This window comes from Marinobacter daqiaonensis (assembly GCF_900115285.1).
GTDB lineage: Bacteria > Pseudomonadota > Gammaproteobacteria > Pseudomonadales > Oleiphilaceae > Marinobacter > Marinobacter daqiaonensis.
Map to the genome: position 1 here is coordinate 1,328,084 of NZ_FOYW01000001.1, position 25,539 is coordinate 1,353,622.

Below are 25,539 nucleotides of genomic sequence, written 5' to 3' on the forward strand. Positions count from 1 at the left end.
TGTTTCAGGGGGAGATTCCGTGCTTCAGTCTAGACTGAAATCCGCCGGAGCGCAGGCTAATGGACCTGCACTCCCGGAACCGCTCTTTTCCACAGCGCTGCCACCTATTCCTTATGCCCGTCCCAGGAACCTCCGCTCCTCGACATTGACCTTGATACGGTCGCCCGTGGAAATATGCTCCGGCACCTGGACAACCAGGCCGGTGGACAGTTTCGCCGGCTTGGTGCGCGCGGTGGCCGAGCCACCCTTCACTGAAGGGTCCGTCTCCGCTATGTCCAGATCCACCGTGGGCGGAAGGTCCAGAGCGACCGGAGCATCGCTCAGGAGAATCACCATGATGCCCTGGGTTTCTTCATCGATGAACAGAAGCTCATCCTCGATGCTCTCCCGGTTCAGGCTGTACTGGGTATAGTCCTCCGTATCCATGAAGACGTATTCCTCGCCGTCCGAGTACGAAAAGGCCGCCGGACGGCGCACCAGATCGGCCAGGTTGAGCATGTCGGAGTCTTTGAAGGTCTCGTCAAGCTTGGCATTGGTGACGACATCGTACATGCGCATCCGATAGAGGCTGCCACCAGCCCTGCCCTGGGGCACGGAGCGCTCGATGTCCTTCACGAAATACACGCGGCCATCATACTCAATGGCCTGGTTCTTCTTGATTTCACTGGCTTTTGGCATTGCACTTCATCCTGACAGAAAAAGGGGTGAAAACAGGGAGCTGATATACCACGTTGGCCAGGAACAAGCGATAGTGCAATTTCCCATACCGGGCGTAATTCACCCTGATTTTACAAACCCGCAGCGGTTACTCCGCTGGGCCCTCAGCCGACCGGCATGTCCGGGCCTTCCTGGAAAAGAGCCGCCACCACGCCGGGCTCAGAGACTCGCGAGTGCCTCGGCAATACCGTCCTCGCCGGAGAGCACGTCAAAAGTGACCCGACGGGTATTATCGGCGTCGAGCGCGTACAGCAGTACAGTGGCCACGTCCTCCCTGGGAATCGACCCGGTGCGTTCAAGCTTGCCGCTGATTTCGACCCGTCCGGTACCCGCATCGTTGGTCAGCGGTCCCGGACGGACGATGGTGTAATCGAGGCCACTGGCACGCAGGTGCTCATCCGCCTTCTGCTTCGCCCGAAGGTAATGGTGGATCTTCTCGGGGGCATTCTCCGGGTTGTCCGCCCGCATGCTGCTCACCATCAGAAAGCGGGATACGCCGGCGGCCCGGGCGGCGTCCACCAGGCCAATCGCGCCATTCTGATCGATGTCGATGGTCTTGTCCGGACCGGTATGGGGACCGGAGCCGGCAGTGAAGACCACCGCGTCGCAGCCCCCGAGAGCATGACTGCAGTCACTCTCCAGATCCGCAACCACCGTCTCCCCTGCTCCCAGCTCCTTCATCACCGAAGCCTGGGATTCGTCCCGGATCATGGCCCGGGCCGTGTGGGGACTTTCCGCCATCTGCCTGACCAGGTGCTGGCCAATCTTGCCGTGGGCTCCCGCGATAAGAACGCGCATAAGTCATCTCCTTCAGGTTTGGTGACGTTGTTCTCCTGACCTGTGTCCCGAGACCCGTGCTTTCAAGCCTTTCCCGGGGGAGCAGGAACACTTCCCCGGGAAATCCTCGCCCGCAGGACTATTCACGAATGCCATCTATAGTGGATCGTAAAACCCACTCCGGTCAGAATAGCTCAATCCTATGCGAGGCAGTCAGGGGGCAGTATGAAAGTATCGGTAATCGGTCTGGGGAGTGTCGGCTCCAGCCTTGCTTTTGTTCTTGCGATCAGGAACTTCGTCAGGGAACTGGTCCTGGTCGGCCGCACCCGGGAGTCCGTCATGGGGGATGTGCTGGACCTTCGCCACGGCCAGCTGTTCGTGGAAAGCCCCACTCAGATAACCGCCGGCACCGTCACCGAGACGGCGGGTTCCGACATCATCGCCGTGTGCGCCTCGGTTCCGACCCCGAAAGGCCTTCGTAACCGGCTGGACCTGGCCAAAGGCAACGTCGCACTCATTCGTGACCTGATGCCCGAGCTGGCAAGGCTGTCGCCGGACAGCAAGATCGTCATGGTCTCGAACCCGGTGGATGTGCTGGTGCACTATGCCCTGGAGTTCACCGGTTTTCGGGCAAATCAGGTCCTGGGTACCGGCACCCTGGTGGATTCGTCCCGCTTTCGCCAGCTTCTCGCGGAGGAAGTCCGCATCCACTCGGAGGATATACGGGCCTACATCCTGGGCGAGCACGGCGACAGCCAGTTCCCGGCCATGAGTTGCGCCGAGGCCGGTGGCGAACCCCTCGATCCCACCCCTGCCCGGTACGCCCTGGCTGACCAGGCTTCCCGCGCGGGCTATGAGGTAGTCCTGCACAAGGGCCATACCAATTACGCCATCGCCCTGGCCGCTGCGGAGATCATTCACTGCATTGCCCATGACGACAAGCGCACGATGCCGGTAAGCCTGCGGGTGGACGGGTTCCTGGGAGTGAATGATGTGTGCCTGAGTCTTCCCGCCGTCATCGGTGGCAATGGCATCGAGCGGGTGCTTCACCCCCGTCTTGACGAGCGCGAACAGCAGGCCTTCCTCGCCAGTGCCGAGGTGGTCCGCAAGGCTATTGCCTCTGCCAGACCCGACTGAAGCTCTCCGGAAACAGGCTGACTCCGAATCAGTGTCCCTCCGACAGCTTTTTCCGGGTCGACAGACGCCCTTCCCGGCGGATCTCGGCATTGTCGAAACGCCGCTTCTGCTCATCGGTTTCCGGCACCACTGACGGCACTTCGACCGGTTTGCCGTCGTCTCCCAGCGCCACAAAGGTGAAAAACGCCGACAGGATGTGGCGGACCTCGCCGGTGTAACTGTTCTCCGCCTCCACCCTGGCGCCTATCTCCATGGACGAACCCCAGCTGCGATTGAGGGAGAGGTTGAACAACAGCGTGTCGTTGCCTTTGGCCGGTGCCCGGAAATGGATCGAGTCCACCGCCGCGGTCACGCAGACATGGGCCGAATGTCGCTCCGCCACCACAAGGGCCAGGCGATCACACTTGGCCATGATCATGCCGCCAAACACCGTATTCATGGCATTCATGTCGTTGGGAAAGACCTTGTAAACGTGCTTATCAATAGCCGACGCCGACACGGGTCTGGATTTTCTGGCTTCCATGGCTCGTTTCTCCCGGGGGTGTCCAGTGGTATTTCGTTACGCTAAGGGAGTAACCCTTTAAAAGCCAGAGCATGCACACAAAAGGTGATCACGGATAAGAGTGCCTGCCCAACGTCGCCGGGGGGGGGGGGGTGAAAAGGCTTCCGCCAGCACGGAGTCGCCATTGCCACCACACCGCCCCGTTTGCCGGGGCCGGGTGCAGGAACTACGCTTCTTGGAACACACATTCAAGTCAAGGAGGCAAACATGGCTTCTAACGATCCTGTCACCGCGATTGAGGCCGCCCTGGAGCGGAATCCGGATATCAACCTGCACCAGTTCCCGGTGGAGGTCTCCCACGACAGCCGCAACGACGCCATCCGGCTTGAGGGTACCGTCGAGGATATCATCGCGCTCCGTAAGATCATGGAGCTGGCAAAGGCGGAGGCGGGTACAGCCCGTCTGGTGGAGGACCTGCACATCCAGACCAGCGTCGATGTCACCGATGACCAGCTGCAGGACAAGGTGGTTGAAACCCTGTCCGGAGAACGTCTCTTCCGTGACGTCCGGATCGGTTCCGGCTCCGAAGGGGCACCCGCCAGCACCGCCCCGGAGGCTGACTGGATAGTGGTGAGTGCCTCCGGCTCATCCGTGCACCTGGAGGGCAGGGTCCACAGTCTGAGCCACCGGCGCCTGGCGGAAGCACTGACCTGGTGGATTCCCGGTACCTCCCGGATCGAGAACCGCATCCAGCTGGAACCGGCGGAAGAGGATTCCGACGACGAGCTTTCCGATGCCATCGGCCTGGTACTGGAGCGGGACCCGTCCCTGGACGCAAGCCAGATACAGGTCACTGTCAAGGACAAGGCCGTGGTACTGGAGGGTGGCGTCACCAGCGATGTCAATCGGACCATCGCCGCCCGGGACTGCTGGATGGTTCCCGGCGTCCACTGCGTGGAGAACCGCATCCAGGTACTTGGCTGACAGAGGATTTGTTATCCCTCATCAACGGCACCGGCTCAGGCAATCATCTGAGCCGGTCCGGTTCGCCGGTCATATCGAGTAGTCGGCGGCGAGTGGTATCCCGCAGCCTGGTGGCTGAAGACCAGTCATCCCCCTCCGGATCAATCGCCTCACCGACAATCACCTCTATCGGCCCCGGCCGGGGATTCCAGCGGTCTGCGGGCATCTTCTCCCGGGAACCGATGATCGCCACCGGAATCACCGGTTCATCCAACAGCGCCGCGGTCATGAAGGCGCCCATATGGAAGGGACGCAGCCCCGGAGCCGCATCGAAGCTGCCTTCGGCGAAGTACACCAGGCGCTGACCCCGGGCCTGTTCCGCAACCTTCCTGGAACCCCGGACGCTGCTCTGCTCACTGGAGCGATCAATGGTGTGCACCCCCATCAGCCTGAGAAACCGGCGCAGAACAGCAAACCGGTTCAGCTCGGCCTTGGCGACGAAGTGAACGGGTACGGGCATCAGCGCGGTCATTACCAGGGCGTCGGTATAGCTGGAGTGGTTGGCGACAATCACGCAGCTTTCCGGCAGTTCCCGCAGGCGCTGCTGCCCTTCGATGTGCAATCCCGTTCCGGTAAGCAGGCCCAGCAACCGGGCGCCTCCATGGCACAGTTGCCACCGCCAGCTCAGGCGGGGCAGCAGGTTGACCAGCACCACCACCGGCAGGCTGACCAGGCCCAGCGCCGTCCAGGCCCAGCCGGCATAGAGCCAGCGGCCAGCCTGTACGCCCATGCGCCGGATCTGCTGGGGCCAGCTGCTGCGGGCCAGGCGGGCCAGCTGTCGCCAAACCGGTACCTCCTTTCGCTCCAGCTCTCCCCGCTCGTACCGAAGGCGGCAGTCATTCCGCCGGAGCTTGCCACTGGAGGTCTTGGGAACGGTGTGGGGCTTCGCGATAACCACCTCGTCCACATCGATACCCAGGGAGTCCCGGGTGATGCGGGCGATCTCCTGTTTCAGCCGGTCGTGAACCGTTTCATCGGTTTCCCGCGTCTCCGCGACCACCACCAGCTTTTCTCCCTCCCGTTCCCCCATGCCGGCGGCAAAGGCCGCCACGCAGCCGCTGCGAATCTGGTCCAGTGCGCCCACCGTTTCCTCGATTTCCCCGGGATAGATGTTCCGGCCGCCGCGAACAATCAGGTCCTTGTTACGGCCGCTCAGATAGAGTTCGCCGTCGGCGATGTAGCCCCGGTCGCCGGTATTGAGCCACTCGCCGTCGAACAGCTCTTCGGTTTTCTCCGGGCTGCGGTGATAGCCCCGGGTGGCGGAGGGGCCGGTGAACTGCAGCGAGCCCTCTTGCCGCTCCGGCAGCTCTTCACCCCGCTCATCCACAATCCGGATCCGGTGGTGGGGAATGGGCTTGCCACAGGAAACCATACGCAGTGCGCCGGACTGGTCGGCGTCCACCGGCCTGGCCTCCCCCTGTTCCTGGAAGCGGTCCCGGTCGATGGTGTCGATAACGGGTTTCCTGGGCTCCTCCGGCAAGGTCAGGGCCACGCAGTTTTCCGCCAGGCCATAGACCGGCGCCATGGCCTCCGGTCGGAACCCCAGGGATTCGAAACGCCCGGTGAATCGTTCCACCGTATCCGGACTGACCGCCTCGGCGCCATTGAAGGCCACCCGCCAGGAACTCAGGTCCAGTCCTTCCAGGTCCTCATCCTCCAGCCGGTTGAGACACAGCTCGTAGCCGAAGTTGGGGGACGGTGACAGGGTGCCACCGAACTGATGGATGGCCCACAGCCAGTAACGGGGCTTGGTCAGGAACAGCAACGGCGACATGATGACCAGGTGCAGGCCATACCAGAGGCTGGACAGGCAGGTGCCGATCAGGCCCATGTCATGATAGAGCGGCAGCCAGCTCACAAAGACATCGTCCTGGTCCACCTTCAGCACCTCATTGCCGGCGCCCATGTTGGCGAACAGGTTGGCATGGCGCAGCTCCACACCCTTGGGGGTCCCCGTACTGCCGGAGGTGTACTGGAGGAAGGCAATATCATCGGTCTCCGGACCACTCACAGGGCGGTCCATGGGCTTGGCCCAGAGTTCGTCGGGGGTCACTACATGCTCGAGACCGGGCACCAGCCCCTTGATCAGCGACGACAGCCTGCATACCTCCGGAACCGTAATCATGACTTTTGCCCGGGCGTTATTGAGAATACTGGCCTGGCGCCGGAGATGCTCTTCCAGCTGGGACATTCGCATAGGCGGGTACATGGGAACAGGAATGGCATTGCCATAGAGTGCGCCGAAGAAGCCGTAAAAATAGTCATGGCCGGTGGGCAGCATCAGGGCTACCGTATCCCGCTGCTGGAGATCATGCTGGAACAGGCCATTGGCGACCCTCAGGGCGCCCTTGTGGAGATCGCCGTAGGTCAGGGGCCTGATCTCGTCGTAGGACTTGACCCAATGCAGGTAGGTCCGTCCCGGATGCTCCCGGTTATGCCACTGGAGCGCCTCCTGGAGGGTTTCGAAATCCGGGACCTCGAAGCGCTCCCGGTCCGCCTCGGTGTCCTCCAGCCCTTCCGAAGAACCGCGGTCGCGGTCTGAAGTGGGCTGCTCACCCCGTTGCCGGGCAACGGCATCGAGTATATCCCGGGGGGTGTCGGCCTCGCTCAGCAGCTCCTCGGGCAGCTGCACACCAAAGCGCCGCTCCGCGTTCACCAGCAGCTCCGCCCGGCTCAGGCTGTCCAGTCCCAGGTCCATGTCGAGACGACTGTCGAGGGTGATCTCGGGCTGCTGATCGCCGTCTTCCGAATCGCCATGGCGCAATGTTTCCTTGACCGCTGCCACCATGGTTTCAGTCATCGGGTCGTTATTGTCTGATTCCGCCATGGATACCCCTGTTCCCGGATTCGGGCTGGAACTCTCTTACTTCCCGGCTCTCACCGGACTCATCCCTCCAGGGTTTTCTTCAGCTCCCTGAGCAGCGACGCATAAATGTCGTGGCAGAAGTCCGCGGCGTCCTCGTCGTTGCCCTGCCAGCTGGAGTACCACTCCACAAAGCTGCCCTCTTTGCTTTCGGTCACCGGTCTCACCCTGACAACACCCTGGTAGTTGCTCACCTCCTTGCTGGAGACCGGCGAGGGGCCGTCGTCAATGCTGTATTCCAGTTCGGATTCGGCATCGTTAATTTGCCGCAGTGTTTCATGGAAGGCGTCGTTCAGTATCCGCTTCGCTCCCACCGTATCGCCCGGCGTGTCGCCGACGGCCTCCGCCTTCTCGATGCTTTTGGGCGCCCAGCTCAGGTCGTGGAAATTGCGCAGCTTCTCCCAGACCTGTTCCGCCGGCTTATCAATAACGATGGATTGGTAGGTTTTTCCCATGGCGACCTCCTCCTTTTCTGTTGCCTGAATATCCAGTCTGGCAACGGCATCGGTATCGTTCAATTTTCAGCCTGAAAAAACCGCTCCGTCGGAACCTCCTCGTCCACCCGCCTGGGCCTGATCCCCAGGCTGTCGAAACCCGGCATCCCCGGATGCACAACGTTGTCCTCCTCCATAAGTATCAGCTGGTCACGGGTCAGGGGCGGCGAATCCATAAAGGAGACCAGGGTGGCCCCCAGATACCAGAGCGCAAAGGGCACCGGCAGCATGGGCCGTCTGCGGCCGCAGCGCCGCAGGACCAGACGCACGAGTTCACGGTAACTCACAACCTGGCCTCCCCCCAGTTCGTAAAGGGTTTCCGAGCTGTCCGGGTTTGCGATCACCGTTACCACCGCCTTCGCCACGTCCTCCACGTGGGTGGGCTGAAGCCGTGTCAGACCCCGACCGAAAAGCGGTACTACCGGGAAACGACAGAGGACCTCCATGGTGGAGAGTGTGCCTCCGTCCGCGCCGAAGAGGGTGCTGGGCCGCAGAATGATGGCGCCAGGGAAGGCTTCACGGACCCGATGTTCTCCCCGCCCCCGGGCACTGACATAGGCCGAGGGGGAGCGGGGGTCCGCGTTGATGCCGGAGATATGCACCAGGGCAGACAGGCCCGCCTCACGACAGCACCGGGCCAGGCGTTCTGCACCCTCGACGTGGATGGTATCGAAGGTCAGGGGCGGCTTTTCACTGTAGAGGCTGACCGCATTCACGGCGCCGTGAGCGCCTTCCAGGGCGCGCCGGACGTCGTCCCTGTTGCGGATGTTTGCCGGTTGTTTCTCCACCCTCGACGCGAGCCCGGGCGGTATCCGCACCTCCGGCGTGCGGGCGACCACCCGCACCCGGTTGCCCGCCTCAGCCAGGGCCTGGACGATGTGGGACCCCAGGTAGCCACTGCCGCCGAATACCACGATCAATGAATCACTCATGGCCCAAAGCGTAGCCGGTGATGCCCCCACGGCAAGGCCGGACACGGTTTTCGGTGCCTGTGGGCAGGCCGGTACGATGTTTTCCCTGGCCAGCCCTCAGCTGAGAAACCGCCCCTCAAACCGTTTGGCCGTGACCGGCTTGCCAAAGTAAAAGCCCTGGGCATATTCGCAACCGTTTGCGCAGAGGTAGTCCACCAGGCCACTGGTTTCCACGCCTTCGGCAATGACCCTCAGGTTGAGACTCTGCCCCATCCGGATGATCGCATTGACGATGGCCGCCTTGTCAGGATCCGACGCCAGGTCGTGAACAAAGGTCTGGTCGATCTTCAGTTCGTCCACGGGCAGGTCCTTGAGGTAACTCAGTGACGAGTACCCGGTACCGAAGTCGTCGACGGAAATCCGCACGCCCATCTTCTCCAGGGACCGTATCCGGTCCGCGGCACCGGCGACATCGCTCATCAGCACGGATTCCGTCAGCTCCAGCTGCAACTGGTTCGGAGGCAGCCGGAATCGGTCCAGGACATCGGCAACATGATCCACCAGGCTGTCACCCCGCAGCTGGACCATCGACACGTTCACCGAGACCCGCACAGGCGGGTACCCCGCATCGAGCCAGGCTCTCGCCTGGCGGCAGGATTCCTCAAGAACCCAGTCACCGATACTGATCATCAGCTCCCGGCGCTCCTCGGCCACCGGAATGAAGCGATTGGGTGAAACCGAGCCCAGCCGGGGATGGCGCCATCGCAACAGGACTTCCGCCGCCAGCACCTTGCCGGTGGCAAGTTCAACCTGGGGCTGGAAATGCAGGGAAAGCTGCTTCTCCGCAAGGGCCTTGCGCAGCTCCCTCTGAAGTTCCCGGCGTTCCCTGGCCCGTCGGTTCATTGCCGGCGCGAAGAACTGCATATTGTTGCGGCCCAGGGCCTTGGCCTGGTACATGGCCGTATCCGCGTGGCGGATAAGACTGTCCGGATCGTGGCCGTCGTCAGGAAAGACACTGATACCGACGCTGGTGGATATCTCGACGGTGTGACCCTCCAGTTCGAAAGGCTCCCGGAGGGTGTCGGACACTTTGCTTCCCAGTTCATTCAGGCTGGCCATCTCGCCAAACTCGGTCAGCAGCAGGATGAACTCATCGCCACCCACCCGGCATACCGTATCGGAGCGTCGCACGCAGTTCTTCAGTCGTTCGGCCACCTCCACCAGAAGATCGTCGCCGGCGGTGTGGCCAAGCATGTCGTTGACCTCCTTGAACAGATCAAGATCCAGGTACATGAGGGCCAGCCGCTCACCATGGCGCTCGGCGTGGGCGACCTCCTGCATCAGCCGGTCCTTGAGCAGGGCCCGGTTGGGGAGACCGGTCAGCGGATCCCGGGTGGCCAGGTAACCAAGCTGGGCCGTCAGGGCGCGGACATTGCTGACATCGCGAATGGTGACCACGACTCCCAGGAACTCACCGCCGGAATCCCACAGGGGCGCGGCAGCCTCTTCCACCGGAACCTGCCTGCCGTCCTTGCGCTCCAGCAGGATGTCACTTCGGTGCGCGGACTGATCCCGGGTCCTCAAGGTCAGTTCGCTCATGCTTTCGACCGGCTGGCCGCTGGCTTCATCAAGTACCGCCACGACCTCCCCGACCGGTTTGCCAATCGCATCCTCCCCACTCCAGCCGGTGATTCGCTCGGCTGCCGGGTTGAGGTAATGGGTCAGGCCGTCCGCGTCCGTGCATATCACACCGTCACTGATGTTTCGCAGGGTAACCTGGAGTCGTTCCTGCTCGGACTCGCGCTCCTGGTTGGAGATGGCAACATAGGTGCCGACGCTCTCGACAATGGCGCCATCGAGGGACTCGAACAGAAACCTCAGCTCCTTTTCCGAGAGCTCGGAAATGCGGTCCGATAATGTCTGGACGATGGCGCTGCGCAGTATCCCGTACTCGCGGGCAACTTCCTTGAGGCTGTAGCCCCGGCGCCAGCGAAGTTGGGCATGGTTCCTGGCGGCATTCACGGAAAGCTTTGCAATACTTTGCCCACTGAGGGCCTCGTCCGCATGATCGGCCATGGTCTTCAGGAGTTCCGGCAGGTTATTGCGGAGCTCCCGGCTGGGCAGCCTGCTCGCACAATCGGCGGCTTTCCTCGCGTCGACTTCCCAGACCTCGAAAATGGACTCCGCCTCCCGGCGGAAAAATTCCGAAAGGGTGAACGATGACTGTTCTCCCGAGGGGGCTCGCGTCATGGGCTGACTTCCTGTTAGCTCGGCGATAAAGGAAAAGCGGAACCCTGAATTACCGTTATCTGGTATCCACCTCTTTTCAAGCAGTGTAGTCCGAATTTCCGGCCCTGCCCGAACCGCTGGCGGGGTACCACCTTGAAATCACTACCGGCTGGCATAAGCTCTGTAAGTGGGTAAGACACTTTTCCATCATGAATTCACCACCTATCCATTGCGGAGAAAAACATGGCAGGGGCAAGCGAGAGTTACCACGAGCCTATTGAGCAACTATCGGAAAAGACCCGGGACATGCATCGCGCCCTGGTCTCGGTCCAGGAAGAGCTTGAAGCCGTCGACTGGTATCAGCAGCGCGCGGACGCCACCGACGATGAAGAACTCAAGGGCCTGCTGCTTCACAACATGCGGGAGGAAATCGAACACGCCTGCATGGTGCTGGAATGGTTGCGGCGCAACCATCCGGATTTCGCCGAACAGATGAAGATCTACCTGTTTACCGAAAAGCCGATTCTCGAGGCGGAAGAGGAAGACGCGGATCTCAGCGACGCCTCCCGGTCCGGCCCCACCAAAAGCCTGAACAAATTCACCATTGGTTCTATGAAGGGTGAGTCAAAATCATGAGCTATCTCAATCGTGGAAACGCCTCCTTCTCCAAAGACATCTGGGAAAACATTGATCAAGCGGCGGTCGGAGCCGCCCGGGAAGTTCTCACCGGGCGCCGGTTCCTGGAAGTGGACGGCCCCTATGGTGTGGGCCTGACGGCCATCGAGGCGGGCGAAGAAGGATACTGCCGCCAGCCGAAGCCGGATGAGGCCGGTGCCGTGCTCAGCCGGGCCAGCGCGATTCCGATGCTGCGCAAGGGCTTCGGACTGAGCGTGCGCCGCATCGAAGGCTACGAGTCCATGGGCCAGCCCCTGGACCTGCGGTCGGTTGAGGACGCGGCGGAGGCCGTGGCCCGGCGTGAGGAAGAGTTCATCTACTACGGCCAGCCGGATTTCGGTCTGGAGGGACTGCTGACGGCAAAGGGCCGCAATGAGGTCCAGTGCGAGGACTGGAGCAAGATCGAGCAGGCCCTGGAGAACGTACTCACCGCGGTCAATCATCTGGATGACAATGGCTTTCACGGGCCTTACGCCCTGGCACTGTCACCAACCTGGTACAACCTGCTGTTCCGCCGTTACGAAGGCACCGACATGCTGCAGCTCGAGCATCTCAAGCGCCTGTGCGAACTGGGCGTCTTCAAGGCGGAAATCGAGGGTGCCGTACTGGTGGATGCCCGGGTTGGCCGCATCATTATCGGCCAGGACCTGATGACCGGATACTCCACCAACGACGGCATCCACCACCAGATGTTCGTCAGCGAGAGCCTGGTATTGCGGGTCGAGGAACCCGGCGCCATCTGCACGCTTACCAAGAAAGCGTAAGCCGTTATGGCCGCCGATTCCGATATTACCCGGACGCGCCAAAGCGCCCGCCAGTCCCTGGTGGAACTGGAGGATCTGAGCCGGCGCCAGCGGGAGTGTGGCGATCAACAGCTGCGCTCCACCCTTGCTGGCATCAACCGGCGCAAGTCTGCCCAGACCTGGCGACTGCTGGAATGGCTGCGGCGACAGGAAACCGGTGCCGGTGCCGGTGCCGAAGCTCCGCCGCTGACAGGCGGGTCAGATCCGGCCAGCGCAGATGATGGCAACGGTGAGGCGGCGCCCGCGCCGGAAGCCGAACCCGGGCCGTCACAGACCGGCGCCCTCACCCGGCCGGCAACCACCGCCGAAGGCGTGGCGGTGATGGAACGCCGGGATGTGACTCCGGATCTCATCATTTTCAGGGTGCCCCGGCCCCAGGACTTCCAGTTTGTGGCCGGCCAGTCGGTCAAGGTGGGCCTGGGCGGCATCACCCGTTCATACTCCATCGTCTCCGCGCCCCACGAACCGTTCCTGGAGTTTTTCGTGGAGCTGGTGCCCGGTGGCCGCATGTCCGAGAAGATGCGCCAGATGCGGGCAGGAGACCCCGTGACACTGGGCACGCCGAAGGGCGGCCTGCGGTTTGATGAAAGCTACCCCCATCAGCTGATGGTGGCCACAGTGACGGGCATCAATCCGTTCGTGAGTATGCTGCGGGACTACCTGCACCGGGGGAAGAGCGGCCACCATTTTCACCTGCTGCACGGGGCCAGCTACCAGAGAGAATACGGCTACCGGGAAGAGCTCGAGGCACTGGCCGCGGCCCACCCCGACCTGCTGACCTACGTGCCCACCGTGAGCCGGCCGGAGGAGGCCGCCAACCAGGGCTGGACCGGGGCTACCGGGCGGGTGGACACCCTGGTGGAAGAGTATCTGTCCCGACACAACCTGACCAGTGGCAACACGCTGATCTACGCCTGCGGCCATTCCGGCATGCTGGCCGCCGTTGGCCAGTATGTGGCGCCTCTGGAGTTCCAGCTGAAAACGGAAAGCTATGACTAGTGTAGTGTCCCGGACGGGATACTAGTGTCCCGGCCGGTTAATTCGCTGACCTATTGCTTGCCGCTGGCGACTCTGGCCAAGGCGTCAGTCCGCAGGTGTGGTGGTTCCACATCAAGGGCTGACAACACAGGTCCAGAGTCGCCAGCGGCAAGCTTTCAGGGGCTCAGTAGGTCAGCGAATTAACCGGCCGAGACACTAGGGCAACGATGCAGACGACGGGTGCGGGTCAGCCAGCAGCAGCTCACTCACCGGCTGCTCAAGGTAGCACCCGTCGAAACCCGCCACTGTCTCCAGGCCCTCGATGTCCAGCAATACCACATGGGAGTTGCCGGTTTCCAGCAACCCTTCCGTCCGGAATTCCTGGAAAGTACGGCTCACGTGCACCGCGCTGAGCCCGAGGGCATCCGCCAGCACACCCTGGCTCAGAGGCAGGGAAAGGTGATTCTCCACCTGGGCGTTGGTGCGCTGCAGGCGATGGGAGATTTCCACCAGGAAATGGGCCAGCTTCTCCCGGGCGGAACGGCGGCCGAGGTTCACGAGCCTCTCCAGCAGAATCGCCTGATCCCGTGCGGTAATCATGAAGATGGTGCTGCACAGCGTCACTGAGCTGGCGAAAACCTGGGCCAGATGGGACTTTGGAAAGGGGCAGAGTTCGGCATCACTGAGGGCGATCATACTGGAGATGCGGGTCTGGAAGGCGAATTCCCGCAGGCCCACGATGTCGCCGGGCACATAGACATCCAGCACCTGGCGGGTGCCGTCCTGCAGGTCACGGAAGGCGCAGACCCAGCCTTTCCTGATGGTGTAGAAGCCGTCGGATTCGTCTCCCTGGCTCCAGATAATGGCGTTCTTGGTCCAGGTGCGCGGGCCGTCCTCCAGCGAGAGTAAAAGTCGCCTGTCCTTTTCGCTCAGTTCTGCGTAAGACTCAAAATGCCTGACGATGCAACTCTCTCCAACACCACTGCTCATTTCCACTCCCTTAAACACACCCGGCAGGATCGCCGCGCCCGTGGGAAGTGTGAATGCTTTCGCGCTCTTACTCCTACAACCTAAGTTATCGCTTATCAAAACTCCCGGTAGTTACTTTCTCGGAGCATTCAGGAGGACCGGAACAACCTGTCCGGGCCACTCTGGAGTCAACCCTGCAGTTTCTCAAGAAACCAGTCAGCGGCGAGCCTGGAGACCTCCTCCAGTTTACCGGGCTCCTCGAACAGGTGGGTGGCCCCGGGAACAATCTCCGTCTGCACGTGACACTGCATCTCCCTGGCGGCGCCCCTGTTCATCTCGATAACCGGTGTGTCTTCGCCGCCCACAATGAACAGGGTGGCGGCTTCCACCCGGGGCAGGGCCTCCCCGGCCAGATCCGGTCGCCCGCCTCTCGAGACCACGGCGGAGGCGCGCTCCGGGCGATCGGCGGCGGCAATCAGGGCCGCGGCTGCACCGGTGCTGGCGCCAAACAGACCCACCGGCAGGCTTTGCAGCTGCGAATCCCCACCCAGCCAGTCCACGGCATCCGTCAGGCGACCGGCCAGCATCGGGATATTGAACCGCAACTCCCGGGTGACCTGGTCTTCCCTCTCCTCCTCTTCCGTCAGCAGATCCAGCAGCACCGTGGCGAGGCCTCGGTCAACCAAAGCCTGGGCCACCTGGCGGTTACGGGGGCTGAGCCGGCTGCTGCCGCTGCCGTGGGCAAAGAGGACGACGCCGACGGGCTGATCTTTGGGCATGGTGAGATCCGCATTGAGACGACGCCCGTCCGCTTCAATGACAACGCTGTGGGATTTTCCGGGGGCATAGGAGGAGTCAGCCATCGATACCTCGCGCTTTTACCGTGAGTGCATGGTGAAATACAGTCCTTTCAGCCTAGACCCGGAAGCGTCCCCAGGCCAGGTGCAGACACCGGCACACCGATTCTGGCGCATTCAGTCAGCACGCTGTCTGTCTGTCTGTCTGTCTGTCTGGGCCAGTAAGCAGGCCGGCGGTTGATTCCAGGTAAAAATCATCAAAACCCGCCACCGCTTCCAGACCTTTGATATCCAGCAGCTTGACGTGAGCGTTGTCCGTGCTCACCAGCCCTTCCAGGCGAAACTCCCGGAAGGTACGGCTTACGTGCACCGCGCTGAGGCCGAGGGCGTCTGCCAGTACCCCCTGGCTCAGGGGCAGGGACAGGTGACTCTCCACCTGGGCATTGGTGCGCTGCAGGCGGTGGGAAATTTCCGCCAGGAAATGGGCCAGTTTCTCCCGGGCGGACCGGCGGCCGAGATTCACCAGCCGCTCCAGTAAAACCGCCTGGTCCCGTGCGGTAATCATGAAGAAAATGCTGCTCAGTGTCCGCGACCTGGAAAAAATCTCGGCCAAATGGGACTTTGGGAAGGCGCAAAGCTCGGCCTCCCTGAGGACGACCACGCTGGTGATGCGTTTCTGAAAGGCAAATTCCCGCAGGCCCACTATGTCACCCGGAACATAGATATCCAATACCTGCCGGCTGCCGTCCTCCAGGTCACGGAAGGCACAGACCCAACCCTTTTTCAGGGTGTAGAAGCAGTCCGATTCCTCGCCCTGATTCCACAGGATGGCATTTTTTGACCACTCGCAAGGCCCATCTTCAAGGGAAAGTAAAAGTCCCTCGTCTTTTTGGTCAATCTCGCCATAGGATTTGATGTGTCTGACGATACAGCTTTCGTCTGAATTATTTGTCATTTCACTTCCCTCAAGGGAACACGTCGGTATCGCCGCGTTCATCGGGCAGTGTGAATGCTTCCGTGCTCCGCCCCTATAACCTGCGTTATCTCTTGTTGTAACTCCCCATGATAGCGTCGTTGGAACATTCACCGTAGCAAGTTTATTGGGAGACTGAAAAGACAGTTGCTGGCCATGGCTGTAGTTGCCCCCGCCCCCTTTTGTATCCTTACACGGCCCAGCACTTGGAAAAAGCGCCGATAAGACCTACACCTATAGGTGACAATCAGCGAAAGGGATCGATATGCCACGAAAGAAAATCAAGCTTGAGCATTCCATCGAGTATCTTTCGATTCTTGATGAAAAGGGCAAACCCGACAAGGACCTTGACCCCAAAATCGATAAGGACACCCTGCTTCGCATGCATCGGACCATGCTGCTGAGCAGGCGCTTCGACGAATACCAGTTGCGATGGCAGAAGCAGGGACGCATCGGCACCTTCGCCCCGGCCAAGGGCCAGGAGGCGAGCCAGGTCGGCTCCATCGCCGCGGTGGAAGACGACGACTGGATGGTGCCCAGTTTCCGGGAGACGTCGGTGGCACTCTGGCGCGGCACGCCCATGAGCGGCCTGCTGCTGTTCAATGCCGGCTACAACGAAGGCGGCGAAATCCCGGAAGGCCAGAACGACCTGCCCATCTCCATTCCCGTGGCCTCCCAGATCACCGAAGCCGTGGGCATTGCCTATGCCATGAAGATGCAGAAGAAGGACCGTCTGGTGGTGTCCTACTTCGGCGATGGCGCCACCTCGGAAGGGGATTTCCACGAAGCCCTGAACTTTGCCCAGGTCTTCAACACCCCCAACATCTTCATCTGCCAGAACAATCAATGGGCGATTTCCGTTCCCCGTGAACAGCAGACCGAGTCCCGGACCCTGGCACAGAAGGCGCTGTCCTACGGCATGCCCGGTATTCAGGTGGATGGTAACGACCCCCTGGCGGTCTACACCGCGACCCGTGAGGCGGCCGAACGGGCCCGCAAGGGCGATGGCCCGACACTGATCGAATGCGTCACCTACCGTCTCTCGGTTCATACCACCGCGGACGACCCGGGCAAGTACCGGGACGAGGAGGAAGAGGAAAAGTGGGAGGAGTGGGATCCGATCCCCCGCTTCCAGCAATATCTGAAGGACCGCAGGATATTGCGCAAGAAGGACATCGATTCCCTCGAGGAGGAGATCGACGACGAAGTAAAATCCGCGTGGGACGAGGTCGAGGAGCAGATCGAATCCCTCGGTGACCCTCTGGTCATGTTCGATCATCTGTTTGAGGAGCGACCTGCCTACCTGGAGGAGCAGCGGCAGACCATGAAGCAGTACCGGGAGGACAAAAATGGCTGAGTTGACGATGGTGCAGGCCATTAACCTGGCCCTGGAACAGGAAATGGAAAAGGATGACAGCGTCCACGTGCTGGGCCAGGACGTCGGGGTTGACGGCGGTGTCTTCCGGGTGACCGATGGTCTACTGAAGAAATTCGGCGAAGACCGTGTCATGGACACACCACTGGCGGAGTCCGCCATCGTGGGCATGTCGGTTGGCATGGCCATCGCGGGCCTGAAACCGGTGTGTGAACTCCAGTTCTCCGGGTTCAGCTACTTTGCCTTTCACCAGCTCGAAGGCCAGGCCGCGAGGATGCGCTGGCGTACCCGGGGACGCTACAACGTGCCCATGGTGTGCCGCATGCCCTATGGCGGCGGTGTACGGGCCCTGGAGCACCACTCCGAAAGCCGGGAAGCCTACTACGCCCATACCCCGGGCCTGAAAATGGTGATTCCCTCCGGGCCCCGCAATGCCCGCGCCCTGCTGGTGAGCGCCATGCGCGACCCGGACCCGGTGATTTTCTTTGAGGGCAAGGCCATTTACCGCGCGTTCAAGGAGGAAGTGCCGGACGAGGAGGAGACCATTCCCCTGGGGGAGTCACAGATTGCACGGGAAGGCGATGATCTGACCATTATCACCTACGGCGCCATGACGCATCGGACCCTGGAGGCGGCGGAAAAGCTGGCTGAGGAAGATGGCATCGAGGCGGAAGTCATCGATCTGCTGTCCATTTCGCCCCTGGACGACGAAAAGCTGAGCGAGTCGGTCCGCAAGACCGGCCGCGTGGTCATTGTTCATGAAGCCCATCGCAGCTTTGGCCCGGGCGCGGAAATCATCGCCCGTATCAACGAGAAATCCTTTTATTACCTGGAAGCGCCGATCCAGCGGGTTACCGGTTACGACGTGATCACCCCGTATTTCGCCCGGGAGCAGGATTACATTCCCGATGTCGCCCGCATTGTCACAGGCGCACGCCAGGCCATGGCCGACTAGGAGTCATTGTTCATGTCGAAAGAGTACAGGCTTGAAGACCCCGGCGAGGGCATTACCGAAGCGGATGTTGTCGAGATCCTGGTGAGCGAAGGCGACAGGGTCGAGGACGGTGACCCATTGCTCACCGTGGAAACCGACAAGGCTGCCAATGAGATACCGGCCAACTTCGATGGCACGATCGAGTCCGTTGAGGTCAGCGAGGGAGACACCATCAAGGTGGGCCAGGTGCTGGTCACCTACAGTGATGGTGAAGACGACGACGGCAAGGATTCCTCCGACGGGGAAGACGTTGAGTCCGGCAGGGAAGACCGCAAAAGCAAAAAGTCGGACAGGAAAAAAGAAGACAGCAAGTCTCGTGGAAAGTCCCGGGAAGAGTCCGATGAAGATGCCGGGAAGGAGTCCGAAGAAGATGGCGAAAAGGATGAGGAGAACTCAGCAGAGGACGATGAAGAGTCTTCTCATGAAACCCGGGAGAAGTCCGGTGACCGGAAGAAGCACGGAAAGAAACGGCAAAAGCCCGGATCGAAAGACCGGGACACGTCATCGGAGCAGCCGGTGCCCGCCGCCCCCGCCACCCGCAAGCTGGCAAGAGAGCTTCACGTTGACCTCCACGAGGTGGAAGGCTCCGGCCCCGACGGCCGGGTAACCAAGGAAGACGTTGAGGAGTTTTCCGAGGAGGCGGCATCGAAGGAATCCTCAAGAGCCGGCGGGGAGTCGCCGGAACTGCCGGACTTCAGCCAGTGGGGTGAGACCCGGAGGGAGCCCCTGGAGGCCATCCGCAAGGCCATCGCCCGCAACATGAGTTTGTCATGGCAGGAGATTCCCCATGTCATGCACCAGAGCATTGCGGATATCACGGAGCTGGAACGTTTCCGCGGCCGTCACCAGGACGAGGTGGCAAAGCGCGGGGGCAAGCTGACCATGACGGTGCTGGCAATCAAGGCCCTGGTGGCGGCGCTGAAGCAGTTCCCGAGGTTCAACTCGAGCCTGGATGTGGACAACGACGAGCTGATCTACAAGGACTACTACGACATCGGCGTTGCCGTGGCCACCGACGCGGGTCTGCTGGTACCGGTGGTTCGCGGGGCGGACCGCAAGGACACCATCGAGCTGGCCACCGATCTGGCCCGCCTGGCGGACAAGGCCCGGGAGGGAAAACTGACGAAGCAGGAAATGGAGGGCGCCACCTTCAGCCTCACCAATCCCGGACCTATCGGTGCGACCAGCTTCACCCCCATTATCAACCACCCCGAAGTGGCCATTCTCGGCATGGGCAGTGCGCAGCTGGAGCCGGTGGCGACGGGAAATATCGACAACTACAGGCTGGAAGCCCGCCTGCGCATGCCCCTGTGCCTGGGCTATGACCACCGGGTCAACGACGGCGCCGATGCCGCGCAGTTCCTTAAAACCATCGTCGATATTCTGGAAGATCCGGAGACCCTGATGCTCTCGTCCTGAACGGAGCGATGCATTGGAGGAAGGTTGGAGAAATAAGCGGAAGAAAAGGATACGCCGGGCTGTCACCAGCCCGGCTTTTTTCTGGCCTGATCAGCACCAGCCCCGGGCGAGCACAGCCTCCTCGATACGCTTGAGGGCGTGAATCCACGCGCCCAGGCGCACGGACTTGATGCCATGCTCCTCGGCGATCTCCGCGGCTTTCTGGTAACTGTGGACCAGCCGCCTGCGACGCTGCTCGCTGATGGTTTCCGCGCCCCAGTAGTCGTCAGACAGCCCCTGGGTGCGCTCCATCTGACACAGGTGCACACTGCCGGCATTGGCCAGCACGTCCGGCACGACGGTCACACCCCGCTCCAGCAGAATCTCGTCCGCCTCGAGGGTTGTTGGCGAGTTGGCGGCCTCCACAACCATCCGCGCCTTGACGTTCTCAGCGACTTCTTTGGTAATCACGCCCTGAAGGGCAGCCGGCACGAGTACGTCGCAGTCACAGGTCAACAGGTCCTCGTTGGAGATGGAGTCCGCATCCGGGAAGTCTTCCAGTGAGCCGTTTTCCTCCCGGTATTCCAGCAGCTTGTCGATGTCCAGGCCATCCTCCGAATAGACGCCGGCATCGATTTCACGAATGGCTATCACCTTGCAGCCGGCATCCTGGAAAGCCTTTGCAGCCACTGACCCGACCTGCCCGAAACCCTGGATGGCGACACGGGCGCCTTCCAGCTTGAAGTCGATTTGCTCCGCCGCAGCCTCGAACACCTCGAACACACCGAGACCGGTTGCCTCGTAACCGCCCAGAGTGCCGCCGAGAATAGGCGGCTTGTCATTGACCGCCGCCGGGGCATGGTGGCCGGTGATCTGCTCGTACTCGTCCAGCATCCAGGCCATGCTCTGCATGTCGGTGCCCACATCGGCGCCCGGCACGTCGCAATCGGGACCGGAGGGCCGCAGGTAACGGATATAGGCGCGGCACAGGCGTTCAAACTCCTGCTTGCTGAGCTTCCCCGGATCCGCCGCAATGCCCCCCTTGCCGCCGCCCGCGGGTATGCGCCCGGCAGCGTGCTTGATCGACATCACCAGGGCCAGGGCCTTGCATTCGTCGAGGTTCAGGTCTGGTGAGATACGGGTACCGTCCCGGGTCGGGCCTAGGGCGTCGGTATGACAGACCCGGTAGGCGTCGAACACACGACTGCTGCCGTCGTCCATCTTCAGGGGAATGCGAAAGGCAATGAGGCGCCCCGGCCCCGACAGTAACTCGACGACATCCGGGTTGATCTCACCGATCTCGGCGGCCTGTTTCATCAGGCGGGTACTTTGCTCGAGAAAATCGTAGGCCATAAGTCTCCCTCTGTCGGTTTACCAAATCGTTACCTCAAGCTTGGTAGAACATCGGGCTCCCTGCAAACCGGGCTGGGTTTCCATCCGTCGGGGCGACAGGAAAAGCGGCGTCAGCCGGCACGGCTTTAACGACTGGATTCCGCTGCATTTTTCCCATCGGCACGTTTTCCATCCGCACTTCTCGCCTCAGCACTTCTCCCATCAGCACCTTCCCCGTCCTTACTCTCCTCACTGACGCTCCCGCCGCTATCCACCAGGCGGGCCCGCAGACGGGGCAGCTGAGCGGGATAGTTCTGCTGGATAAAGGTCACCAGCCCCTCCCGCACGGCACATCTCAGCTCCCAGTTCCGGCTCGAGTCCGGCGCACTCATCAGGAAACGGACCTGCATGGCCTGCTCATCCGAATCCGTCACCTGCACCAGCTCCACCTTCCCGTCCCAGTGGGGTGAAACCTTCAGCAGGCGGGAGAACTCCTGGCGAAGTGGCTCCACCGGCATGGTGTAGTCAACCCAGATAAAGACGGTTCCCAGCAGGTCCGCATTTTTGCGGGACCAGTTCTGAAACGGATTTTCGATAAACCACTGCAGCGGCACAATGAGTCGGCGCAGGTCCCACACCCGCAGCACCACGTAGGTGGCGGTGACCTCTTCCACCCAGCACCACTCCCCCTGTACAAAAAGCACGTCATCAATGCGGAACGGCTGGGTCAGGGCAATCTGCATTCCCGCCAGCAGGTTGCTCAGAACCGGACGGGCCGCGAACCCCAGGATGATGCCGCCGACACCCGCCGAAGCAAGCAGGCTGGCGCCCAGTTTCTGCACCGGCTCGAAGGTCATCAGGGCCGCGCCGAGACCGATAATCACCACGAGGATGTTCAGGCAACGGACCAGGAAACGGGTCTGGGTCTCCACCTTGCGGGCCCGTTGCCACTGCCCTTCCAGGACGGGATTCAGCAGCACGATCACCTCGCCGATCACCGAGGTCAGGCGGACCACGGCCCAGGTCAGCGAGAGTATCAGCAGCAGTGTGACCATCTGCCTGACCGCTGCAAGATAGGGCAGGTCCTCTGGCGCGGCGGCAAGTGTGCCATTGAGCACCAGCAATGACAGGGCAACGCCCAGGGCGCGGGCGGCGGCATCCAGGAACAGCCGGGGGACGGTCCTCGACTCGGAGAAATGGCGGACCAGCGCCAGGGTGAAGCGGTAGATGACATAGGTCGCGGCCACGGCGAGAAGCGCCGACAGTCCGGGTATCAGCCATGCTTTAAGGCCAGCCTGCAGAGATTCCAGCATTGTGGGTTCCCGATATGGTGAATCAATACCATCAAAACTAACCGATGGGGACTCCCGGCGAAAGACTCAGACCTGAAGGAACTCCGCTGGCCAATCGCCCGGGTTGCAAGCCTAAAACCGGATGCCAGCGCGACGGGTTTCGGCGTCGGTCAACTAAACACATATTTTCCGGTCCCGCTTTGTCGATACCTGGCCACCAGGGGCCGCAGCCCACAGGCCGCTGATCTGGGAGCCTGAACCGGCGGGCCCCCACCGATCGTCATGGCGCCTGCCAACCAACTCAAGCGACATAGCCAGCACCCCAAAGTTTTCAAGGAACTAGGTCACATCATGAAAATCGGGGGCGTCAGCCTTTGTCAAGAATAGCAGCCAGGGTCCTTACCCCTGTGGAGGCGCTGGTCTGCTGCCGGTCCCCGGGGTCGACCGACGCCCCCACCTACACGTAAAGCGAATAACGCTGTCGATCAGGTTTGCCCGACGCCCCTCCCCCGCCAGAGAAGGCTACTGTTCTTTCGTTTATTTCACTGTCGGCATGATTATCGCTTCATGAGGGGTGTCGCCAGGGTCCGGCGCGCAAACGCCGGCCCTGGATGGGAACAATTACCAAGGATCTCAGACGTGATGATGTTGAGACAGCCTGGACGAGATGGAATTTGTGCCAAACAAGGGGAAGAACATCATGAATATGAAACTCATCGTCACAGCGGTTGCCCTTGCCTCCTGGGCAGGCTCCGCCAACGCTATCTTTGTCAGCGATGCCACTGGTAACGGGCTGCAAACCGTACTGGACAATATCACGGTTGGACCGGTGGCCGGTGATTCGTCGGTGGACGTCAATGCGGATCAGATTTCTGACGATTCGGACACGTACTGGGAGACATTAGGGGCTGGTAGTGCAACCACTCTGGTGTTCGAACTGGCGAACAAGAAAAACAGCAACACCTTCGGTATTTACGATCAGGCGGATCCGACCAACTACGTTCAGCTTTTCGCTGGTGGCGATTCGCCAGATACCCCGGAAGCCCAGCGCCTGTTATCAGTGGCCGGAGATGGCACCGTCTCCATTGATGGGTTCGATACCGGCGTTCAGTTCAGCTCGAGCTCCTTCGGCCTGTACCTTGGTCGTGCCGAGCCACTGTTTTACTCGGACAGCAGTCTGAACAGAGCCGGGGCCGACCAGATGGCGGCCCTGAAGGGTAAGGGAGACACCGTCAATCTCGCGGGACTCGGTGAAACGACCTGGGACGAGAACAGCCACATCATCGCCTGGGAAGACCTCGCCTATGACCGGTCGGACAGGGATGTCAATGACCTGGTGTTGTTCGTCAGTTCCATCACCAACGTTCCCGAGCCTGGCACTCTGGCTTTGCTGGGTCTGGGCCTGGTGGGTCTCGGTGCGGCCCGGCGGCAGAAGGCCTGAGATATCGGCAGCAAAATCCTGCCATGTCCCTGAAGAATCATAGAGCCCAGCTCTATGGTTCTTCTGTTCAGGACGCATCGGCATCAGTGGTGGTTTTCCCCGGTGAAAACCGAAGCGGGCCGGATTGTTCAACACCGAACTGACGCTCCAGATCCTCCTTGAGCAGTCTTGTGTTGCGGACATTGGCCTTGTACATCACATCAAAGGCGTCCCCCAGCACCGGCACCGAGCCGACAAGGGCGTCAATCAGGAAGTTCTTGATCATGTGGGCCTTCACCCGGCGGCTGGCCCCCGCCCGCTGCGCTTCCGCAAGGACGTAACCCGAGATCAGCAGACCAGCAAAGTCGCCGACCACGGGAATCAGGCCAATCACCGGTTCAATACCCACGGAAATGCGGGTGAAAGGGATCCGCACCGCACTGTCGGTCAGCCGGCTGAAGCGTTCCAGCCGCTTCAGGATCGCCTGCCGGTCCTCATTGGTAACGGGTTTTCCCTCTGGTGAGCTCATTGGCCGACCTGACTCCGGTCTATTTCTTCGCAATGACCCACACGGCGTGGACGATACCGGGAATATAGCCCAGCAGTGTCAAAAGGATGTTAATCCAGAAATGCTTGCCAATGCCGACCTGGAGAAACACGCCCAGCGGCGGCAGCAGAATCGCTATCAGTACTCGTATCAGATCCATCGTCCACTCCTTCGTCCGTAACAACTGTACCCCACAGGATAGCAGCTCCCCCGGAAACGGGGGTTACAGGACGGACAGGCCCGGACTTTCCTCCGCCCCAACTGTGGATCATCGGCTGTCGTGCTAGGCTGTAATGGATTGCCCTGTCCTGTAAGCTCCAACCCGATGACCATGCCCTGGCATGCCGGGTGCGGGAGCAGACCGACCATCAGAGGAGAGAACCCTTATGACGCTTCACCTTGACCTCGCCCCGCTGATCAGTATCGCGGCCGGTATCGGCATCCTGGTGTTTCCCCGCCTGCTGAACTACATCGTCGCCGGTTACCTGATCATCTTCGGTGTCCTGGGCCTGCTGGGTCACGTCTGACCCCATGCCCTGCCCCCGGTGACCGGAAGTGGCCAGAGCCATCGTATAGTTCCGGGGCCGCTCCGGAATAACCGGGGACAGGTCCGACCCTTCACTTACCCAGGTACGCTGTATGACCGAGGACAGACACTTCTACCAACCCGCCGAGGGCCACGGCCTGGCCCACGATCCGTTCAACGCCCTGGTGGCGCCGCGCCCCATCGGATGGATATCGTCCCGTGACCGGAACGGCGTGCTCAACCTGGCACCCTACAGTTTCTTCAACGCCTTCAACTACCATCCCCCAATCGTCGGATTCTCCAGCATCGGCTACAAGGATTCGGTGCGGAACGCCGAGGAAACCGGTGAGTTCTGCTGGAACCTGGTGACACGATCCCTGAGTGAGGCGATGAATGAAACCTGCGCCCACGTCGGGCCGGAAGTGGACGAATTCACCCTCTCGGGACTGACTCCGAAGCCATCGCGGGTCATCTCAGCGCCCCACGTTGCGGAGAGTCCGGTTACGCTTGAGTGCCGTGTGTCCCAGGTATTCCAGCTTACCGGTGCCGACGGGCAGAAGGCAGACACCTGGATGGTGTTTGGCGAAGTGGTTGGCGTTCACATCTCCCGCCACCTGATCCGGGATGGAATCTACGACACCGCCGCCGCCGAACCGGTGCTCCGCGGTGGCGGGCCGGCTGACTACTTCACCGTGGGGCCGGAACAGAAATTCCAGATGCACCGGCCGAAACCCTGATCCCGTCATGCCCCGCTGTCCGGAGCCTCCTCCTTGATAAGTCCGTGTGACGCCCCTAGTGTCAGAAGGA

25 protein-coding genes are annotated in these 25,539 nt (G+C 61.3%); 11 read left to right on the plus strand and 14 right to left on the minus strand.

The genetic code is table 11. The features are described 5' to 3' along the window. Window positions 1–111: 111 nt before the first annotated feature. Entirely contained in the window at window positions 112–678 is a 567-nt protein-coding gene (efpL, locus tag BM346_RS06125) for an elongation factor P-like protein EfpL (protein WP_092009814.1), read from the minus strand. A 198-nt stretch (window positions 679–876) separates the two neighbouring features. Beyond that, entirely contained in the window at window positions 877–1,515 is a 639-nt protein-coding gene (locus BM346_RS06130; protein ID WP_092009816.1) for an SDR family oxidoreductase, read from the minus strand. 204 nt (window positions 1,516–1,719) lie between these two features. Here BM346_RS06130 and BM346_RS06135 point away from each other — a divergent pair, with 204 nt between their 5' ends. Continuing rightward, a complete protein-coding gene (locus BM346_RS06135) occupies window positions 1,720–2,631 on the plus strand; it encodes a malate dehydrogenase (RefSeq protein WP_092009817.1) in 912 nt (303 codons plus the stop codon). A 28-nt stretch (window positions 2,632–2,659) separates the two neighbouring features. Here BM346_RS06135 and BM346_RS06140 read toward each other — a convergent pair whose 3' ends face one another. After that, entirely contained in the window at window positions 2,660–3,154 is a 495-nt protein-coding gene (locus BM346_RS06140; RefSeq protein ID WP_092009819.1) for an acyl-CoA thioesterase, read from the minus strand. Window positions 3,155–3,400: 246 nt separating this feature from the next. Between BM346_RS06140 and BM346_RS06145 the strand changes: the two genes are divergently transcribed. Then, window positions 3,401–4,117, plus strand: coding sequence for a BON domain-containing protein (locus tag BM346_RS06145; RefSeq protein ID WP_092009821.1), 717 nt, complete (start codon window positions 3,401–3,403; stop codon window positions 4,115–4,117). A gap of 43 nt (window positions 4,118–4,160) precedes the next feature. Here the strand turns inward: BM346_RS06145 and BM346_RS06150 are convergent, their stop codons facing one another. The 4 genes from BM346_RS06150 to BM346_RS06165 all read right to left on the minus strand — a co-directional run bounded on the left by BM346_RS06150 (window position 4,161) and on the right by BM346_RS06165 (window position 10,674). Next, entirely contained in the window at window positions 4,161–6,983 is a 2,823-nt protein-coding gene (locus BM346_RS06150) for an AMP-binding protein (RefSeq protein WP_092009823.1), read from the minus strand. Window positions 6,984–7,042: 59 nt separating this feature from the next. Beyond that, window positions 7,043–7,474, minus strand: coding sequence for an SRPBCC family protein (locus BM346_RS06155; protein WP_092013394.1), 432 nt, complete (start codon window positions 7,472–7,474; stop codon window positions 7,043–7,045). 59 nt (window positions 7,475–7,533) lie between these two features. Continuing rightward, window positions 7,534–8,445: a complex I NDUFA9 subunit family protein gene (locus BM346_RS06160; protein WP_092009825.1), complete on the minus strand. Its 912-nt coding sequence runs from the start codon at window positions 8,443–8,445 to the stop codon at window positions 7,534–7,536. Between the two features lie 96 nt (window positions 8,446–8,541). Next, window positions 8,542–10,674, minus strand: a complete 2,133-nt coding sequence (locus BM346_RS06165; protein ID WP_092009827.1) for an EAL domain-containing protein — start codon at window positions 10,672–10,674, stop codon at window positions 8,542–8,544. Between the two features lie 222 nt (window positions 10,675–10,896). On the opposite strand from BM346_RS06165, the gene BM346_RS06170 reads away from it, so the two are divergent. The 3 genes from BM346_RS06170 to BM346_RS06180 are packed head-to-tail and all read left to right on the plus strand — an operon-like array spanning window position 10,897 to window position 13,130. Next, entirely contained in the window at window positions 10,897–11,289 is a 393-nt protein-coding gene (locus BM346_RS06170) for an encapsulin-associated ferritin-like protein (RefSeq protein ID WP_092009829.1), read from the plus strand. Beyond that, complete coding sequence (locus tag BM346_RS06175) at window positions 11,286–12,092, plus strand: family 1 encapsulin nanocompartment shell protein (protein WP_092009831.1); 807 nt, start codon at window positions 11,286–11,288, stop codon at window positions 12,090–12,092. The genes BM346_RS06170 and BM346_RS06175 overlap by 4 nt, the downstream gene beginning before the upstream one ends. A 6-nt stretch (window positions 12,093–12,098) precedes the next feature. Beyond that, a complete protein-coding gene (locus BM346_RS06180; protein WP_092009832.1) occupies window positions 12,099–13,130 on the plus strand; it encodes an FAD-binding oxidoreductase in 1,032 nt (343 codons plus the stop codon). A 195-nt stretch (window positions 13,131–13,325) separates the two neighbouring features. Here BM346_RS06180 and BM346_RS06185 read toward each other — a convergent pair whose 3' ends face one another. From BM346_RS06185 to BM346_RS06195, 3 genes are all read right to left on the minus strand, one after another. Beyond that, complete coding sequence (locus tag BM346_RS06185) at window positions 13,326–14,099, minus strand: Crp/Fnr family transcriptional regulator (protein WP_092009834.1); 774 nt, start codon at window positions 14,097–14,099, stop codon at window positions 13,326–13,328. 167 nt (window positions 14,100–14,266) lie between these two features. Then, complete coding sequence (locus BM346_RS06190; protein ID WP_092009835.1) at window positions 14,267–14,941, minus strand: dienelactone hydrolase family protein; 675 nt, start codon at window positions 14,939–14,941, stop codon at window positions 14,267–14,269. 115 nt (window positions 14,942–15,056) lie between these two features. Further along, on the minus strand, window positions 15,057–15,830 hold the full coding sequence (locus tag BM346_RS06195; RefSeq protein WP_092009837.1) for a Crp/Fnr family transcriptional regulator: 774 nt from the start codon (window positions 15,828–15,830) through the stop codon (window positions 15,057–15,059). Between the two features lie 283 nt (window positions 15,831–16,113). Between BM346_RS06195 and pdhA the strand changes: the two genes are divergently transcribed. The 3 genes from pdhA to BM346_RS06210 are packed head-to-tail and all read left to right on the plus strand — an operon-like array spanning window position 16,114 to window position 19,636. Then, a complete protein-coding gene (gene pdhA, locus BM346_RS06200) occupies window positions 16,114–17,205 on the plus strand; it encodes a pyruvate dehydrogenase (acetyl-transferring) E1 component subunit alpha (RefSeq protein WP_092009839.1) in 1,092 nt (363 codons plus the stop codon). Then, a complete protein-coding gene (locus tag BM346_RS06205; RefSeq protein WP_092009840.1) occupies window positions 17,198–18,178 on the plus strand; it encodes an alpha-ketoacid dehydrogenase subunit beta in 981 nt (326 codons plus the stop codon). The genes pdhA and BM346_RS06205 overlap by 8 nt, the downstream gene beginning before the upstream one ends. Window positions 18,179–18,190: 12 nt before the next feature. Next, window positions 18,191–19,636 (plus strand): dihydrolipoamide acetyltransferase family protein, encoded by a 1,446-nt coding sequence (locus BM346_RS06210; protein ID WP_092009842.1) that lies wholly within the window; start codon window positions 18,191–18,193, stop codon window positions 19,634–19,636. Between the two features lie 90 nt (window positions 19,637–19,726). Here the strand turns inward: BM346_RS06210 and BM346_RS06215 are convergent, their stop codons facing one another. Further along, on the minus strand, window positions 19,727–20,968 hold the full coding sequence (locus BM346_RS06215) for a Glu/Leu/Phe/Val family dehydrogenase (protein WP_092009844.1): 1,242 nt from the start codon (window positions 20,966–20,968) through the stop codon (window positions 19,727–19,729). Window positions 20,969–21,093: 125 nt separating this feature from the next. Beyond that, window positions 21,094–22,260, minus strand: coding sequence for a mechanosensitive ion channel family protein (locus BM346_RS06220; protein ID WP_092009845.1), 1,167 nt, complete (start codon window positions 22,258–22,260; stop codon window positions 21,094–21,096). A gap of 679 nt (window positions 22,261–22,939) precedes the next feature. Here BM346_RS06220 and BM346_RS06225 point away from each other — a divergent pair. Further along, on the plus strand, window positions 22,940–23,680 hold the full coding sequence (locus BM346_RS06225; RefSeq protein ID WP_092013397.1) for a PEP-CTERM sorting domain-containing protein: 741 nt from the start codon (window positions 22,940–22,942) through the stop codon (window positions 23,678–23,680). Between the two features lie 67 nt (window positions 23,681–23,747). Here the strand turns inward: BM346_RS06225 and BM346_RS06230 are convergent, their stop codons facing one another. Continuing rightward, window positions 23,748–24,188 (minus strand): DUF4112 domain-containing protein, encoded by a 441-nt coding sequence (locus tag BM346_RS06230; protein ID WP_092009847.1) that lies wholly within the window; start codon window positions 24,186–24,188, stop codon window positions 23,748–23,750. 19 nt (window positions 24,189–24,207) lie between these two features. After that, window positions 24,208–24,366: a YqaE/Pmp3 family membrane protein gene (locus BM346_RS06235; RefSeq protein ID WP_092009849.1), complete on the minus strand. Its 159-nt coding sequence runs from the start codon at window positions 24,364–24,366 to the stop codon at window positions 24,208–24,210. Window positions 24,367–24,592: 226 nt separating this feature from the next. Between BM346_RS06235 and BM346_RS06240 the strand changes: the two genes are divergently transcribed. Next, entirely contained in the window at window positions 24,593–24,733 is a 141-nt protein-coding gene (locus tag BM346_RS06240; protein WP_092009851.1) for a DUF3096 domain-containing protein, read from the plus strand. A 112-nt stretch (window positions 24,734–24,845) separates the two neighbouring features. Beyond that, on the plus strand, window positions 24,846–25,469 hold the full coding sequence (locus BM346_RS06245) for a flavin reductase family protein (RefSeq protein ID WP_092009853.1): 624 nt from the start codon (window positions 24,846–24,848) through the stop codon (window positions 25,467–25,469). The last annotated feature ends 70 nt before the right edge of the window (window positions 25,470–25,539 follow it).

What these genes read in the sequence shown, in the direction of transcription:
- efpL (WP_092009814.1), bottom strand. Translation starts at nt 678, where the DNA reads ATGCCAAAAGCCAGTGAAATCAAGAAGAACCAGGCCATTGAGTATGAT.
- BM346_RS06130 (WP_092009816.1), bottom strand. Translation starts at nt 1,515, where the DNA reads ATGCGCGTTCTTATCGCGGGAGCCCACGGCAAGATTGGCCAGCACCTG.
- BM346_RS06135 (WP_092009817.1), top strand. Translation starts at nt 1,720, where the DNA reads ATGAAAGTATCGGTAATCGGTCTGGGGAGTGTCGGCTCCAGCCTTGCT.
- BM346_RS06140 (WP_092009819.1), bottom strand. Translation starts at nt 3,154, where the DNA reads ATGGAAGCCAGAAAATCCAGACCCGTGTCGGCGTCGGCTATTGATAAG.
- BM346_RS06145 (WP_092009821.1), top strand. Translation starts at nt 3,401, where the DNA reads ATGGCTTCTAACGATCCTGTCACCGCGATTGAGGCCGCCCTGGAGCGG.
- BM346_RS06150 (WP_092009823.1), bottom strand. Translation starts at nt 6,983, where the DNA reads ATGGCGGAATCAGACAATAACGACCCGATGACTGAAACCATGGTGGCA.
- BM346_RS06155 (WP_092013394.1), bottom strand. Translation starts at nt 7,474, where the DNA reads ATGGGAAAAACCTACCAATCCATCGTTATTGATAAGCCGGCGGAACAG.
- BM346_RS06160 (WP_092009825.1), bottom strand. Translation starts at nt 8,445, where the DNA reads ATGAGTGATTCATTGATCGTGGTATTCGGCGGCAGTGGCTACCTGGGG.
- BM346_RS06165 (WP_092009827.1), bottom strand. Translation starts at nt 10,674, where the DNA reads ATGACGCGAGCCCCCTCGGGAGAACAGTCATCGTTCACCCTTTCGGAA.
- BM346_RS06170 (WP_092009829.1), top strand. Translation starts at nt 10,897, where the DNA reads ATGGCAGGGGCAAGCGAGAGTTACCACGAGCCTATTGAGCAACTATCG.
- BM346_RS06175 (WP_092009831.1), top strand. Translation starts at nt 11,286, where the DNA reads ATGAGCTATCTCAATCGTGGAAACGCCTCCTTCTCCAAAGACATCTGG.
- BM346_RS06180 (WP_092009832.1), top strand. Translation starts at nt 12,099, where the DNA reads ATGGCCGCCGATTCCGATATTACCCGGACGCGCCAAAGCGCCCGCCAG.
- BM346_RS06185 (WP_092009834.1), bottom strand. Translation starts at nt 14,099, where the DNA reads ATGAGCAGTGGTGTTGGAGAGAGTTGCATCGTCAGGCATTTTGAGTCT.
- BM346_RS06190 (WP_092009835.1), bottom strand. Translation starts at nt 14,941, where the DNA reads ATGGCTGACTCCTCCTATGCCCCCGGAAAATCCCACAGCGTTGTCATT.
- BM346_RS06195 (WP_092009837.1), bottom strand. Translation starts at nt 15,830, where the DNA reads ATGACAAATAATTCAGACGAAAGCTGTATCGTCAGACACATCAAATCC.
- pdhA (WP_092009839.1), top strand. Translation starts at nt 16,114, where the DNA reads ATGCCACGAAAGAAAATCAAGCTTGAGCATTCCATCGAGTATCTTTCG.
- BM346_RS06205 (WP_092009840.1), top strand. Translation starts at nt 17,198, where the DNA reads ATGGCTGAGTTGACGATGGTGCAGGCCATTAACCTGGCCCTGGAACAG.
- BM346_RS06210 (WP_092009842.1), top strand. Translation starts at nt 18,191, where the DNA reads ATGTCGAAAGAGTACAGGCTTGAAGACCCCGGCGAGGGCATTACCGAA.
- BM346_RS06215 (WP_092009844.1), bottom strand. Translation starts at nt 20,968, where the DNA reads ATGGCCTACGATTTTCTCGAGCAAAGTACCCGCCTGATGAAACAGGCC.
- BM346_RS06220 (WP_092009845.1), bottom strand. Translation starts at nt 22,260, where the DNA reads ATGCTGGAATCTCTGCAGGCTGGCCTTAAAGCATGGCTGATACCCGGA.
- BM346_RS06225 (WP_092013397.1), top strand. Translation starts at nt 22,940, where the DNA reads ATGAATATGAAACTCATCGTCACAGCGGTTGCCCTTGCCTCCTGGGCA.
- BM346_RS06230 (WP_092009847.1), bottom strand. Translation starts at nt 24,188, where the DNA reads ATGAGCTCACCAGAGGGAAAACCCGTTACCAATGAGGACCGGCAGGCG.
- BM346_RS06235 (WP_092009849.1), bottom strand. Translation starts at nt 24,366, where the DNA reads ATGGATCTGATACGAGTACTGATAGCGATTCTGCTGCCGCCGCTGGGC.
- BM346_RS06240 (WP_092009851.1), top strand. Translation starts at nt 24,593, where the DNA reads ATGACGCTTCACCTTGACCTCGCCCCGCTGATCAGTATCGCGGCCGGT.
- BM346_RS06245 (WP_092009853.1), top strand. Translation starts at nt 24,846, where the DNA reads ATGACCGAGGACAGACACTTCTACCAACCCGCCGAGGGCCACGGCCTG.